Annotated in this window: 11 protein-coding genes and 1 pseudogene; 2 read left to right on the top strand and 10 right to left on the bottom strand. The window is 74.9% G+C overall.

Translation table 11 applies throughout. The features are described from left to right. Positions 1 to 8 precede the first annotated feature (8 nt). Both O7628_RS22945 and rfbB read right to left on the bottom strand, forming a co-directional pair. The gene (locus O7628_RS22945) at positions 9 to 2,798 is read right to left on the bottom strand and encodes a DEAD/DEAH box helicase (protein ID WP_278133534.1); all 2,790 of its coding nucleotides are present in this window, start codon (positions 2,796 to 2,798) and stop codon (positions 9 to 11) included. Positions 2,799 to 2,919: 121 nt separating this feature from the next. Beyond that, entirely contained in the window at positions 2,920 to 3,918 is a 999-nt protein-coding gene (rfbB, locus tag O7628_RS22940) for a dTDP-glucose 4,6-dehydratase (protein WP_178064061.1), read from the bottom strand. Positions 3,919 to 3,955: 37 nt separating this feature from the next. Between rfbB and O7628_RS22935 the strand changes: the two genes are divergently transcribed. After that, positions 3,956 to 4,849, top strand: coding sequence for an aminoglycoside phosphotransferase family protein (locus tag O7628_RS22935; protein WP_278133531.1), 894 nt, complete (start codon positions 3,956 to 3,958; stop codon positions 4,847 to 4,849). A gap of 23 nt (positions 4,850 to 4,872) precedes the next feature. Here the strand turns inward: O7628_RS22935 and O7628_RS22930 are convergent, their stop codons facing one another. Further along, positions 4,873 to 5,103 (bottom strand): hypothetical protein, encoded by a 231-nt coding sequence (locus tag O7628_RS22930; RefSeq protein WP_278133529.1) that lies wholly within the window; start codon positions 5,101 to 5,103, stop codon positions 4,873 to 4,875. Between the two features lie 144 nt (positions 5,104 to 5,247). After that, positions 5,248 to 6,273, bottom strand: a complete 1,026-nt coding sequence (locus O7628_RS22925) for a hypothetical protein (RefSeq protein ID WP_278133527.1) — start codon at positions 6,271 to 6,273, stop codon at positions 5,248 to 5,250. A gap of 231 nt (positions 6,274 to 6,504) precedes the next feature. Here O7628_RS22925 and O7628_RS22920 point away from each other — a divergent pair, with 231 nt between their 5' ends. Then, entirely contained in the window at positions 6,505 to 7,641 is a 1,137-nt protein-coding gene (locus O7628_RS22920; RefSeq protein ID WP_278133525.1) for an NB-ARC domain-containing protein, read from the top strand. A 425-nt stretch (positions 7,642 to 8,066) separates the two neighbouring features. Here O7628_RS22920 and O7628_RS22915 read toward each other — a convergent pair whose 3' ends face one another. From O7628_RS22915 to O7628_RS22890, 6 genes and pseudogenes are all read right to left on the bottom strand, one after another. Then, positions 8,067 to 9,518 carry an ATP-binding protein gene (locus tag O7628_RS22915; protein WP_278133523.1) on the bottom strand — a complete coding sequence of 484 codons (1,452 nt, stop codon included), beginning with the start codon at positions 9,516 to 9,518 and terminating at the stop codon, positions 8,067 to 8,069. Next, entirely contained in the window at positions 9,515 to 11,173 is a 1,659-nt protein-coding gene (locus O7628_RS22910; protein WP_278133521.1) for an FAD-dependent oxidoreductase, read from the bottom strand. Before O7628_RS22910 ends, O7628_RS22915 begins: the two co-directional genes overlap by 4 nt. A 51-nt stretch (positions 11,174 to 11,224) precedes the next feature. Beyond that, entirely contained in the window at positions 11,225 to 11,716 is a 492-nt protein-coding gene (locus tag O7628_RS22905) for a PH domain-containing protein (RefSeq protein WP_278133519.1), read from the bottom strand. 59 nt (positions 11,717 to 11,775) lie between these two features. Continuing rightward, positions 11,776 to 12,684, bottom strand: coding sequence for a sulfite exporter TauE/SafE family protein (locus O7628_RS22900; protein ID WP_347405210.1), 909 nt, complete (start codon positions 12,682 to 12,684; stop codon positions 11,776 to 11,778). Continuing rightward, the gene (locus O7628_RS22895; RefSeq protein ID WP_278133518.1) at positions 12,681 to 13,310 is read right to left on the bottom strand and encodes a rhodanese-like domain-containing protein; all 630 of its coding nucleotides are present in this window, start codon (positions 13,308 to 13,310) and stop codon (positions 12,681 to 12,683) included. Before O7628_RS22895 ends, O7628_RS22900 begins: the two co-directional genes overlap by 4 nt. Continuing rightward, a pseudogene (locus tag O7628_RS22890) lies at positions 13,307 to 13,753 on the bottom strand (rhodanese-like domain-containing protein); the annotation flags it as partial. The pseudogene O7628_RS22890 and the gene O7628_RS22895, both read right to left, overlap by 4 nt. Positions 13,754 to 13,826 lie beyond the last annotated feature (73 nt).

Here is a 13,826-nt window from a genome sequence, read left to right as displayed (position 1 = left end):
GTGGCTCCTCATCCTTCGTGGCGCAGTTGCACGAGCCGGAGCAGCTCGGCGTCGGAGAGTTCGGTCAGGGCGGTCTCGCCGCCGGTGAGGACCGCGTCGGCCAGTTCCCGCTTGGACTCCAGCAGGGCGGCGATCCGGTCCTCCAGGGTGCCCTGGGCGATCAGCCGGTGCACCTGCACCGGCCGGGTCTGCCCGATCCGGTACGCGCGGTCGGTGGCCTGCTCCTCCACGGCCGGGTTCCACCACCGGTCGTAGTGGACGACGTGGTCGGCCCGGGTCAGGTTGAGGCCGGTGCCGGCCGCCTTGAGCGAGAGCAGGAACACCGGCACCTCGCCGGCCTGGAACCGGCGCACCATCTCCTCCCGCTGCGGCACGGGCGTGCCGCCGTGCAGCAGTTGCGCAGGCACCCCCCGCTCGGCCAGGTGCCGCTGGAGCAGCCGGGCCATCCGGACGTACTGGGTGAAGACCAGCACCGCGCCGCCCTCGGCGAGGATGGTCTCCAACAGGTCGTCGAGGAGTTGCAGCTTCTCCGACCGGCCGGTGAGCTGGCCGTGCGGCTCCTTCAGGTAGTGCGCGGGGTGGTTGCAGACCTGCTTGAGGCCGACGAGCAGCTTGAGCACCAGGCCGCGCCGGGCGATGGTGGTGGCGCTGGCGCGGATCTCGACCAGCACGTCGGCGACGACCCGCTGGTAGAGGTCCACCTGCTCGGCGGTGAGCGGCACGAGGTGGTCGGTGACGGTCTTCGGCGGGAGTTCGGGGGCGATGCCGGGGTCGGACTTGCGCCGCCGCAGGAGGAAGGGGCGCACCAGCCGGGACAGCCGCGCCACGGCGGCACCGTCGCGGTCCACCTCGATCGGCCGGGCCCAGGTGGCCCGGAACGCGCCGACGGAGTCGAGCAGGCCGGGGGTGGTCCAGTCGAGGATCGCCCACAGCTCGGAGAGGTTGTTCTCCACCGGCGTGCCGGTGAGCGCGACCCGGGCGCGGGCGGGGATCGTCCGCAGGGCCTTCGCGGTGCCGCTGAGCCGGTTCTTCACGTACTGCGCCTCGTCGGCGACCACCAGGCCCCACCCGTGCCCGGCGAGGCTGCCGGCGTCGACGCGCATGGTGCCGAAGCTGGTCAGCACGAACCCGCCGGTCAGCCCGTCGAGGGACCGGGCGGCGCCGTGGAACCGGCGGACGGCGACGTCGGGGGCGAACCGCCGGATCTCCCGCTCCCAGTTGCCGAGCACCGACGCGGGGCAGACGACCAGGGTGGCCCCGGCGGTGGCCGCGTCCGCCTGGCGGCGCAGGTGCAGCGAGATGACGGTGACGGTCTTGCCGAGGCCCATGTCGTCGGCGAGGCAGCCGCCGAAGCCGAGCGAGGTCGTCCGCTCCAGCCAGCGCAGGCCGCGTAGCTGGTATTCGCGCAGCGTGCCGTGGAGCCCGGCCGGCGGCTCCAGCGGCTCGGGGCCGGCGTCGGGTTCGGCGATCCGCTCGCGCAGCGCTCCCAGCCAGCCGTCGGCGACCGCCTCGACCCGCTCCCCCTCGACCTCGGTGCTGGCGATCAGCGTGGCGGCCAGGGCGTCGTACGCCCTGCGCGGCCCGAGCTGCCGTTCGCAGGCCCGGCGGGCCAGCTCCGGCCCGACCGCCACCCACCGGTCCCGCAGCCGCACGATCGGCCGGGACTTCGCCACCAGGTCCATCTCGGCGTCGGTCAGCGCGTCGCCGGCCAGGGTGAGCTGCCAGCTCAACGGCAGCGCGGCGGCGGACCGGAAGAACCCCGCCACGTCGGCGGGCTGCTCCGGCGGCGAGCTGACCAGCACCCGGGTGGCCAGCTCGCGCGACAGCCCGGACGGCCACTCGACGTCGATGCCGGCGGCGGCGAGCCGCGCCTCGGCCCCGCCGAGCAGGTCGACCAGGTCCTCGTCGAGCAGCTCCAGCTCGACCGGCGCGGCGTGGTCGAGGAGCCGCTCCAGCGGCGGCCACGTGGCGGCGGCGCGGCGCACGGCGCGCATCGCCTCGAAGGTGGCCTGCTCGCCGAGGCCGTGCTCGTCGCCCTCCCACAGGGCCCCCGCGTCGGCGACCAGCGTCGGGTCGGCGAGGCTGCGCAGCCGCACCACCGCGACGAACGGCGTGCCGCCCAGGTCGCCCCGGCCCTCCAGCCGCAGCGCCACCCGCAGGCCGGTGTCGACGCCGACGGAGACCTCCCGGGCCCAGTCGCGCAGGTCGTCCGCCGGCCCGGGCTCCAGGCCGGTGAACCGGGCGTCGCCGGTCAGCCACGTCGCGGCCGGGCTGCGCGGCAGGGTGTCGGCCACCGCGTCGAGGAAGGCGCGGACCAGCCCCTCCGGCTCGGGCAGGGCGAGGCGTTCGGCGGCGGCGGCGAGCGGTATCGCCCGCGCCTCGGGCGGCATCGCCGCCGCGAGGGCCCGGATGCGTGCCACGTCGGCCACGTCGAGGGGGCCCACCCGCCAGGCGTCCCAGCCCTGTGGGGAGACGCCGGGCAGGATCCGCCCCCGGGCGGCCAGGTGCAGGCCGGTGACCGCCACCGCCGACCAGAACGCGGCGGCCGGGGTGAGGTCGTCGGCGTCGCGCAGCGCGGCGAGCTGCCGGACCGCGTCGCCGACCGGCACGGCGCAGGCGGGCACCGTCCAGGCCGCCACGGGACCGTCGAGCCGGAGGGCGAGGTCCAGCTCGACGTGCTCCCCGAGCGCGTCGAACCCCTCGGGCAGCGCGTGCCCGGCGGGGTCGTAGAAGCCGACCGTGCCGGTCCGGGGCGGGTCGCCCGGCTCGAAGACGACCGCGTACCGCCCGAGTCGCACCGTGCCTCCTCCAGGTGGCCGGGCGGGCGACGACCGCCCGCCGGGAGAAAGACCAACCCTAGCGTACGTCGTACCGTAGCTGGCACGCTCGCCCTGCCGCCCCGGCCGCGGCAGGGGGGCGCTACCGACCGATCGCCGCGTAGCGGGCCTCCGTGGCGGCCTTCTGCGGCCCCCACCACCACTCGTTGCGGCGGTACCAGTCGATGGTGGCGACCAGCCCGTCGGCCAGATCCGGGTGACGGGGCCGCCAGCCCAGCTCCCGGCGGAGCTTGGAGCTGTCGCAGGCGTAGCGCAGGTCGTGGGCGGGGCGGTCCGGCACGTGGTCGAAGTCGTCGGCGGGCCGGCCGAGCAGCGTCAGGGTCAACTCCAGCAGAGCGCGGTTGCTCCACTCGGCCCCGGAGCCGATCAGGTACGTCTCCCCGCACACCCCCGCGTCGAGGATCAGCAGCACAGCGTCGTTGTGGTCGTCGACGTGGGTCCACTCCCGCACGTTCGCGCCCGTGCCGTAGAGCTTGGGCCGCTGACCGCGCAGCACGTTGGTGATCTGCCGGGGCAGGAACTTCTCCACGTTCTGGTACGGCCCGTAGTTGTTCGCGCAGTTGGACGTCGTCGCCCGCACCCCGTACGACCGGACCCACGCCCGCACCAGCAGGTCCGAGGCCGCCTTCGTCGCCGAGTACGGGCTGGACGGGTCGTAGCGGCTCTGTTCGGTGAACGCCCCGCCGCCGTGCAGCGGCAGGCTGCCGAACACCTCGTCGGTGGAGACGTGGTGCAGCCGCCGGTCGTGCCGGCGAACCGCCTCCAGCAGCACGAACGTGCCCTCGACGTTGGTCCGCAGGAACGGCGTCGGGTCCTGCAACGAGTTGTCCACGTGGGACTCGGCAGCGAAGTGGACCACCGTGTCGCAGTCCGAGACGAGGGCGTCGACCAGGTCGCCGTCGCAGACGTCGCCGCGGACGAAGGTGATCCGGTCGGCGACCTCGGCGAGGCTGTCCCGGCTCCCGGCGTAGGTGAGCGCGTCGAGGACGGTCAACCGCAGGCCCGGCCGGGCGGCCAGCGCCCGGCGCACGAAGTTGGTGCCGACGAACCCCGCACCCCCGGTGACCAGCATGTGTTCCATGCCGCGACGCTAACCGACGCGGCCCGCAGCGGGGACCGTGTGGTGGCTGACGCTGGACGACGGCGGCGCGGCCGTGCTGAAGGTAGCCCCGCCGCCCGGGGCGCGCCTGCTGCGCTACGAGCACGACCTGGCGGCGGCGGAGGCGCGCTACTTCCGGCTGGTGGCCGCGCACGCGCCGCAGGTGCCCGTGCCCCGGGTGCTGCACCACGGCCGGGACCCGGAGCGCGGCGAGTGGCTGCTCACCGACCGGCTGCCCGGGCGGCCCCTCGCCGAGCTGACGGCCGACGTCGACGCCGGCCCGGCCCGCGCCGACTTCGGTGCGGCCACCGTCGCGTTGCACCGGATCACCGGTTACCGGTACGGCTACGACGGCGACCGGGCCGGCGGGCCGACGTGGTCAAGAGCGTTCGCCGCGATCATCGACGACCTGCTCGCCGACGCGGCGGACTGGGGCGTCGCCCCGCCCGGCGGGCCACGGCTGATCCGGGAGCTGGTGCGCCACCACGCGGGGACGCTGGACCAGGTGCGCCGCCCCGCCCTGCTGCACTTCGACGGCTGGGACGGCAACGTGCTCGCCGCGCCGGACGCGACCGGCGCGTACCGGATGTGCGGGCTGGTGGACGGCGAGCGCTACCTGTGGGGTGACCCGCTGCTGGACCTGGTCTCGCCGTTGCTGTTCCGACGGGCCGAGGACGAGCCGGACCACCCCTTCGTGCGCGGCTGGCGGGCGGCCGGCGGGCAGCCGGCGGTGTTCGACGCGGCGGCCCGGGTGCGCCTCGGCCTCTACCGGCTGCATCTCTACCTGCTGATGATCGTGGAGATGCCCAGCCGGGGGATGACCCCGGAGAACGCCCCGGACCGCTCCGCGTTCCTGGCCGAGCTGCTCGACCGGGAGCTGGCCGACCTCGGCCGGGCCCTGCCCCGCCCCTGAGCCGGGGCCCCCGACGGTGCCGGTCACTCGGTGGGCATCGGGGCCGGTTCGGCGCTGCCCATCCGGCCCGGGTCCCAGTAGGAGCCGTCCGGCGACGGCAGCCGGCTGCTCGACGCGCCGGTGTCCCCGACGGACGTCGGGGCCGCCGGCCGCTCCCCCGGACCGGACCGGCGGGCCGCCACCCCGGTCACCACGACGGCGACCACGACCACCGCGAGGGCCACCGCCACCGCCGCACCCCAGCCCTGCCTCATCCCGCGCTCCTCTCCGCCGCCCCCGGCGGCGACGCGGGACCGGGTCCGACGCCCCGGCCCACGACCACGCCTCTTGGACGCGCGCCGCCCCCGACCGGATCCGTCGGATCCCGGCCGGGGGCGGGCTTCACCCGATCGGATGACTCAGACGCGGGCCGCGACCGAGTTGTAGACGTCCATGACCGCGGTGTCGAAGTAGGAGCTCTTGTTCACCCCGGCGCTGTTCAGTGTGCTCATGATTCCGTTGACGTAGCCGTACACGTCGTTGTAGAGGCGCAACCAGACCGAGCCGCTGGAGCCGCCCGTGAAGCCGCAGTTGAGGGCGATCTTGTTCTCGCTGCCGGGCCGGTACGTCGTGCCCTGGCAGTACTGCTGCCACCCGCCGTCGTACGGCGGGGCAGCCGGGTAGGCGAGGATCGTGACGGCCTGGGTGTAGCTGTAGTTGACCGAGAGCCCGTTGCCGCCGACCCGGTCGACCAGCCGCTGGCCCGACGCGTTCGGGTACACGGTGATGTACGAGACGTCCCGGTCGAGGTTGCTGTCGTTGATCCAGGCGTTGAACGCGGTCAGGTACTTGGCCGACCACCGGCCGTACGGCTCCGCGCCGTAGTTGTAGAGCGGCACGAAGATCCAGTTCTGCATCCACTGGCCGCCCCGGCCGCCGTGCACGCAGTGCCCGGCGCTCATGACGAGCAGCTTGGAGGTGCTGTTCACGGCACCGGCCGAGCAGACGTAGTTCTTGCCGTCCACGGGGTTGTAGAAGAAGACCTTGCCGACGGTGGCGGACGCGGCGACGTAGGCGCTGATGTCCCCACCGGCCTGCGACGCGACGCTGGAGGCGGCCGTCACGGTGGGCGCGGCCGGCGGCACGGAGCGGGCCGGCCCGGTCGGCTTCAGGCCCTTGCCGGCCACGGCTCCCGCCTTCTTGACCAGCACGTCCGCCGAGATCGCGGTGCGCATCCGCTCCTTGGTCCAGTAGTCGCCCGCCTGCTGGGCGGCGGTCAGCCCGCTGCGGGCCGCAGTGGTGGAGCTGGTCGCCGCCACCGTGGTGGCCGACGCTCCGCCGACGGGGGCTGCCTGCGCGGGCCCGGTGCCCACCAGCACCGTCGCCGCGACGAGCGCGGCGGACGCGGTGACCGTGACCACCCGCCGGATGTCCGGAAAGTGCATTCGTTCTCCTCCCACCAAATACATCGGCGCTTGTCTAAGCGCTCGGCACAGCATGCAAGGGCGGGAATGGACAGCGGAAGCGTCGACGGCCGTCAAAACTGTCGCTGACAGTGTGTCCGCGACCTGACTGACCGCAAGGTTTCGACATCGGAAGGTAGTGAGGCTCGGAGGCTTCCGGGCCAGCGCCAAGATGTGGGGAGAACGCCAATGGGCCGGCTCACCCGCCCTCTCGTGCCAGCAGGTCCCCTCGCCGACTTCTACGACCGACTACACGCCCTGCACCTCGCCGCCGGTCAGCCCAGCGTGCGCCGGCTGCAACAGCTCACCCGCGCCGAGCGGCGGCCCCGGGGCATCAACCCGACGTCGATCCACGCGGTCTTCACGCGTCCCCGCCTGGCCCGGTGGGAGGTGGTGGGCGAGATCGTCCGGGTGCTCGGCGGCGACGTCGAGGAGTTCGCGGCGTTGTGGCGTCGGGCCAACCACTGCCGGTCCCACGACGACAGCCTGGTCGATCCCCCGCCCCACACCCGGCCGTGGGCGTCGGCCGACGCCGCCTGCGTCCCACACGAGCTGCCGCCGGACGTGGTGCCGTTCACCGGGCGCGGCCCGGTCCGCGCCGCACTCGACGCCCTGCTCGCCGAGGGCGCCACCCGCGCCGCGATGATGACCGCCCTGCTGACCGGCTCGACCGGGATCGGCAAGAGCGCGCTGGCCGTGCACTGGGCGCACCGGGTCGCCGGCCGCTTCCCCGACGGCCAGCTCTACGCCGACCTGCGCGGCGAGAGCCCCGGGCAGCCGCCGACGCCGGTCGAGGTGCTCACGGCCTTCCTCAACGCCCTCGGCGTCGCCACCGCCGACCTGCCCGCCACGCCGGCCGCCCTGGCCGCCCGCTACCGCACCCGGATGTCGGGCCGCCGGATGCTGGTGCTGCTCGACAACGCCAGCGCCGCCGGGCAGGTGCGCCCCCTGCTGCCCGGATCGCCCGGCTGCCTGGTCCTGGTGACCAGCCGGGACGACCTGGCCGAGCTGGTCGTGCGGCACGGCGCGCGCCGGCTGGAGCTGGGTCCGCTGAGCGCCGAGGCGGGCGTCGAGCTGCTGCGCGGGCTGATCGGTGACCGGGTCGACGCCGACCCCGAGTCCGCCTACGACCTGGTCCGGCGCTGCGGCGGTCGGCCGCTGGCCCTGCGGGTCGCGGCGGAGCGGATGACCGCCCACCGCCCGACCGCCCTGGTCGCTCCCACCCTGACCACCACACCCACCCTGGTCGCTCCCACCCTGACCACGACCGCCCGGTCAGGGTCGGCCCTGGCACCGGCGCGGGTGGCGGACCACCCCCGGCTATGCGCACAGCGGTCGACGGCGCAGTAGGCGTCCGCCCCGCGCATCGCCGACGCGCCAAGATCTCCGCTGCATACGCTCGGCGACGACCGCGGAGTCACCGCGTGACGTCCGAGCCTAGCTGACTCTGGGTGGCCCTCCTCCGACCCCACACGACATCACACGCTCCCTTTGCTCTGCACCCACGGACGCAGCACACCGGCTGGCCTGCACACGGGCGAGAACGCGAACGACGCGGCGACCGACGGCCGATCACGCTGCGTAGGCATTGCGTATCCGGGTGCAGAGCAAAGGGGGCAAAGGAGGTGGGGTGGGGTCGGCGAGCGGCGACTACGCCGGGTCACGCAGCGGGGCCGGACCAAGCGTCCAGACCAGGCGGCCAGACCAGGCGGCCGGACCAGGCGGCCGGACCAGGCGGCCGGACCGGACCCGCCGCCGAACCCCGCCCACCCGCATCACGCCGGCGGGGCGACCTCCGGAACGGCCTCCGGGGCGACGCCGGGGGCGGGCGCGATCGGCAGCAGCACGCGGAACACCGTCCGGCCGGGCTCGCTCGTCACCCGGATGTCCCCGTGGTGCTTGTTGACCACGATCCGGTACGAGATGTCCAGCCCCAGCCCCGTCCCCTCGCCGACCGGCTTGGTGGTGAAGAACGGCTCGAAGATGCGCGGGCGCACGGCCGCCGGGATGCCGGGGCCGGTGTCGGCCACCTCGACGGTCAGCTGGCCGTCGACCCGGCCGGTGCGGACGGTCAGCGTGCCCTCGTCGCCCATCGCGGCGAGCGCGTTGTCGATCAGGTTGGTCCACACCTGGTTCAGCTCGGCCGCGTACGCGGGGATCGGGGGCAGCGCCGGGGCGTACTCCCGGACCATGCGGATCCCCGGCGGGAGCTTGCCCTTGAATATCACCAGCGTCGCGTCGAGCAGCTCGTGCACGTCCACCACCTGGTAGGGGGCCCGGTCGAGCTGGGAGTATTGTTTGGCCGCGCCGACCAGCTTGGAGACCCGGGTGGCCGCGTCGGCGATCTCCCGCATGAGCAGCTCGGTGTCCACGGTGTAGGTGAGCCACCGCACCGCCGGCTCCAGGTCGTCGGCCCCGAGCTCCGCGTGGACCCGGTCCAGCCAGGCGACGTCCAGCCCGCCGGCGACCAGCGTCGGGGCCAGCTCCCAGCCGGCGGCGATCCCCTGGTCGTCCAGCCAGTCGGTCAGCTCGTCCTCGGCGTCGCTGGTGGCCAGGGGCGACAGCGCGCACGCCTTCGCCGCCCGCTCGACCGCCTCCTCCTGCAACGCCACGAGGGCGTGCAGCCGCCGCCCGTCGAGCCGGCCGTCGGCGATCATCGCCAGCTTGTGCCGCATCCCGGCGACCCGGTCCCGCAGCGCGGACGTGGCCCGCACCGCCGCGCTCGCCGGGTTGTTCAGCTCGTGGGTCAGGCCCGCCGACAGGGCGCCCAGGGCCACCAGGCGTTCCCGCTCCCCGACGACCGTCTGGGTGTCCCGCATGCCGATGAACAGCCCCTCCAGCAGGTGCATCGCCATCGGGAACCAGGACCGCACCGCGTGCGCGAACGTCTCGGCGGGCAGCACGAAGAACTCCGTGTCGGTGACCGCCCACATCCCGTTGCGGTAGATCTGCTGGTCGTCCAGGTACGCCTGGGTGGCCCCGCCGTACACCCCGCGCTGCGCCGAGCGCAGGATCTCCACCTGCTCGCCGTGGATCGTCCGGCACAGCCGCACCTCGCCGGCGAGCAGCACGAAGAAGCAGGTCGCCGGCTCGCCCTCGGTGTAGACGGCCTCCCCGGCCGCGCGGCGCTCGACCCGGCCGTGCTCGGCCAGCCAGGCGACCTGCTGGTCGTCGAGCGACTCGAACAGGAACAGCGTCCGCACCTCGGCGGGGGTCAGGCCGGTCACTGCGCCTCCAGGTAGCGGTGCACCAGCGACACGGCCATCGCGCCCTCGCCGACGGCGGAGGCGACCCGCTTGACCGACGCCGCGCGCACGTCGCCGGCCGCGAACACGCCGGGCAGGCTGGACTCCAGGTGGTAGGGGTCGCGGGGCAGCGTCCAGCCGGGTGGCCGGCGGCCGCCGGCCACCAGGTCCGGCCCGGTGACGACGTAGCCCCGCTCGTCGCGGGCCACGACCCCCGCCAACCATTCGGTACGCGGCTCCGCCCCGATGAACACGAACAGCCACGACGCGTCGACGTCGCGCCGCTGCCCGGTGCGGGTGTCGCGCAGGGTCAGGCATTGCAGGTGCCCCTCCCCCGCGCCGGCCACCACCTCGGTGTGCGGGTGCACGGTGATGCGGTCGATGCGGTCGAGCTGGTCGATCAGGTAGCTCGACATGGACGCCGTGAGGTCCGCGCCCCGGATCAGCACGTGCACCCGGGCGGCGTACCGGGAGAAGTAGACGGCCGCCTGGCCCGCCGAGTTCGCCCCGCCGACGATGTAGACGTCCTGGTCGACGCAGCTCGGCGCCTCGGTGGCGGCCGAGCCGTAGAAGACGCCCCGCCCGGTGAGGTCGGCCAGGCCGGGGGCGTCGAGCATCCGGTACGACACGCCGGTGGCCAGCACCACCGCGTGTGCGGCGAGCGTGGAGCCGTCGTCGAAGCGCAGCAGCCGCGCCGAGCCGGCCTCCGCCAGGCCGACGACCTCCCGGGTGGTCAGCAGCTCCGCGCCGAACTTCAGCGCCTGCCGGCGGGCGCGGTCGGTGAGCTGCGCCCCGGAGACGCCGTCGGGGAAGCCCAGGTAGTTCTCGATCCGGCTGCTCTGCCCGGCCTGCCCGCCGGTGGCCCGCCGCTCCACGAGCACCGTGCGCAGCCCCTCCGACGCCCCGTAGACGGCCGCGCCCAGCCCCGCCGGCCCGCCGCCGACGACCACCAGGTCGTAGAAGTCCGCCGCCGGGACGACGTTGAGGCCGACGAGGCCGGCCAGCTCCGTCTCCGTGGGCGCCACCAGGGCCTTGCCGTCGGCGGTGACGACCACCGGCACGTCGGCGGCGCTCGCCCCGGCCGCCGCGAGCAGCCGCCCGCCCTCGGGCTCGTCGGCCAGCAGCCAGCGGTACGGCACCAGGTTGCGGGCCAGGAAGTCGCGCACCGCGAAGGACGGGGCGGACCAGCGGTGCCCGACCACCCGGATCTCCGTGGTGGCGGCCTCGGGGCTGGCCGTCCACGCCTCCAGCAGCGCGTCGACGACCGGATAGAGCTTCTCCTCCGGCGGGTGCCACGGCTTGAGCAGGTAGTGGTCGAGGTCGACCAGGTTGATCGCGTCGATGGCCGCGCCGGTGTCCGCGTACGCGGTGAGCAGCACCCGGCGCGCGGCGGGGAAGAGGTCCATCGCGGCCTCGAGGAACTCGATGCCGTTCATCTCGGGCATCCGGTAGTCGGCGACCAGCACCGCCACCTGCTCGCCGCGCAGCTTGATCTCGCGCAGCGTGTCGAGGGCCTCCGGGCCGGAGCCGGCGCGCACCACCCGGTACCGGTCGCCGTAGCGGCGGCGGATGTCGCGGGCGACCGCGCGGGAGACCGCCGGGTCGTCGTCGATCGAGAGGATCACCGGGTGCGCCATCGGACCATCAAACCACCCCGGCGTTACGGCTCCGCTGCCTGCGGCCCGCCGTCAGGCCGGCGGGGCCACGGGAGGCGCGGCAGCCCGCCACCGGTCGAGCGTGGCGAGCAGGTCGGCGTAGGGCCCGGCGGCGAGGGCCGTGCCGCCATCGCGCAAAGTGACCGGCTCCGGCGTGCGCCGGCGCACCGGGGTACGCAGCTCGGTGCCGTCGCCCAGCGCGATCCAGAGCCGGTCGGCGACCAGCCAGTCGGACCCGGTACGGAAGCCGTCCACCCGCTCCCACGGGACCGTCCGCGTCGCCCACAGCCACCGCACCCGCACCCCGGCGGGGCTGACCACCAGCGCGGTGCGGTGCAGCCGCCACGCGAGGGTGAGCCACACCGAGAAGAACGCGGCGACCGGCAGCACCTGGATCGGGGCGATCCGCTCCCAGTGCGTGACGATCTGGAGCCCGGCGAAGAGGCACACCATCGTGCCGGCCGAGGCGATCGCCCCGGTGAACCACCGCATCGGGTCCGCGTACGGCCGGGTCCACGTCCTCACGCGGCCATCCTGGCAGCCGGGGTCCAGCCGCGCCGACGCCGGACGTCCCGGCGGCGGGGTCAGGCGGGTGGGCCGGCGTGCGCCACCTCGGCCTCGGTCGCCGGCGGCCCTTCCGCCGGGGCGGCCCGACGACTGTGGGTGGCGGTGGCGGTGACCGCCGCGGCGACGGCGATGCCGAGGGCGATCCACAGCGCCGGGTTGGTGCGCAGCCCGTCGGGCAGCTGCTGGGCCAGGACGAACACGCCCATCACCACCACGAACCACCCGAACGCCCGGCGCAGCACCGCCTCGGGGATGCGCCCGGCGAGCCGGCCGCCGGCGAGGCTGCCGACCACGGCGGCGGCGGTGACGGCGGCGGCCAGCCCCCAGTCGATGCTGACGGCGGAGAGGTAGCCGGCCAGGCCGGCGAAGGACTTCATGGCGATGACCACCAGCGAGGTGCCGACGGCGACCGGCATCGGCAGGCCGCCGAGCAGCGCCAGCGCGGGCACCACCAGGAAGCCGCCACCCGCCCCGACCAGGCCGGTGACCAGCCCCACCACGACCCCGTCGAGGATCACCCGCGGCACGGCGAGCTCGTGCGGCACGGGCCGGTCCCCGGCGTCGCGCCGCCCCCGGATCATGGCGACCGCCGTGGCGAGCATCATCAGGGCGAACCCGGTGAGCAGGACGGCGGCCGGGACGTACGCGGCGAGGCGGCCGCCGGCGTACGCGCCGGTCATGCCGGCGAGGCCGAACACCAGGCCGGTGCGCCAGCGCACCCGGTGCGCGCGGGCGTGCGGCAGGACGCCGACGGCGCTGGTGACGCCGACGACGAGCAGCGACGTGGCGATGGCCTCCTTCGCCGGCAGGTCGGCGACGTAGACGAGCAGCGGCACGGCGAGGATGGAGCCGCCGCCGCCGAGCAGCCCGAGGCTGATCCCGATGAGGACGGCCAGCCCGACCGTCAGGGCCAGGGTGCCGGTCACGGCCGCCGCCCGGCGGTCGAGCCCTCGCGGAGCTGGCCGACGATGGTGTCGAGGTCGCAGCTCGCGCCCCGGTTGTAGGGCAGTCTGCCCAGCAGCAGGCCCATCGCGCAGGTGTTGGTGAGGGCGGCGAAGGTGAGGCCCGCGCCGATGGCCGCCGCGACCCACTTGAGGCCGGGCACCAGCACCGAACCCAGGACGGCGACCAGGACGATCGAGCCGGCGACGAGGCGGACCTGCCGTTCGAGGTCCCAGCGCGGCACGCCCTCCCGGACCGGCGCGTGCGCGGCCTGCCAGGCCAGCATCCCGCCGTCGAGGACCTTGAGGTGGGGCAGCCCGACCCCGGCGAGGGTCTGCCCGGCCTGGGTGGCGCGGGCGCCGGAGCGGCAGATCAGCACGACGTCCTCGTCGAGGTGGTTGCGTAGCTCCTCGCGGTGCTCCCGCAGCAGGTCGAGCGGGACGTTGTACGCGCCGGGGATGTGCGCGGTCTCGAACTCGGCGGGGGTGCGCACGTCGAGCAGGCGGGGCGCGCGGCCGGCGTCGATCAGTTCGCGCAGGCCGGCGGCGTCGAGCGCGGCGGGCCGGGCGGCGTCGGGCGTGGCCGGGCGGGTGTTCTCGGAAGTGCTCATGTCTCCTCGTTCCTGTTGTCGGTCTGGGTCGGTCGGGTCTGGGCCCGCTCAAACCGGTCGTCGATGACGACGACCTCCCGGCCGGCGTTGGCCAGCAGGGACGCGGCGACGGTGGCGCGGTAGCCGGAGCCGCAGTGCACCCAGACGGTGCCGGCGGGCACGTCGGCGAGGCGGTTCGGCAGGTCGGGCAGGGGGACGTGCACCGCGCCGTCGAGGTGGCCGGCGGTCCACTCGTTGGTCATCCGGACGTCGAGCACGACGTCCGGCGCGGGCAGGCCACCCGGCCGTCGGAGGCCAGGTAGCTGCGGTCGCCCAGCGACGAGGTCGCGATGACGGACACGTCGGGCGTCATGGCGCGCTCCCTCCATAGATACCCCTGGGGGTATGATGTCGACGGACTGCGCCGGGGACCGGGCGCACCCCACACGTACCCGTGCCCGCCGTCGCCATGCGGGCCGCGGCCACGGGGTCGAACATACCCCGGGGGGTATTAGGTCCGCCACCGGGCAACCCCGG

The organism is Micromonospora sp. WMMD956 (assembly GCF_029626125.1).
Taxonomy (GTDB): domain Bacteria; phylum Actinomycetota; class Actinomycetes; order Mycobacteriales; family Micromonosporaceae; genus Micromonospora; species Micromonospora carbonacea.
The sequence above is the reverse complement of the archived record's forward strand: the minus strand, read 5'-3'. Positions and strand labels throughout refer to the sequence as shown.

Excerpts from the sequence above, each read along its gene's own strand:
- O7628_RS22910 (WP_278133521.1), bottom strand. The coding sequence starts at position 11,173 with ATGGCGCACCCGGTGATCCTCTCGATCGACGACGACCCGGCGGTCTCC.
- O7628_RS22925 (WP_278133527.1), bottom strand. The coding sequence starts at position 6,273 with ATGCACTTTCCGGACATCCGGCGGGTGGTCACGGTCACCGCGTCCGCC.
- rfbB (WP_178064061.1), bottom strand. The coding sequence starts at position 3,918 with ATGGAACACATGCTGGTCACCGGGGGTGCGGGGTTCGTCGGCACCAAC.
- O7628_RS22930 (WP_278133529.1), bottom strand. The coding sequence starts at position 5,103 with ATGAGGCAGGGCTGGGGTGCGGCGGTGGCGGTGGCCCTCGCGGTGGTC.
- O7628_RS22895 (WP_278133518.1), bottom strand. The coding sequence starts at position 13,310 with ATGAGCACTTCCGAGAACACCCGCCCGGCCACGCCCGACGCCGCCCGG.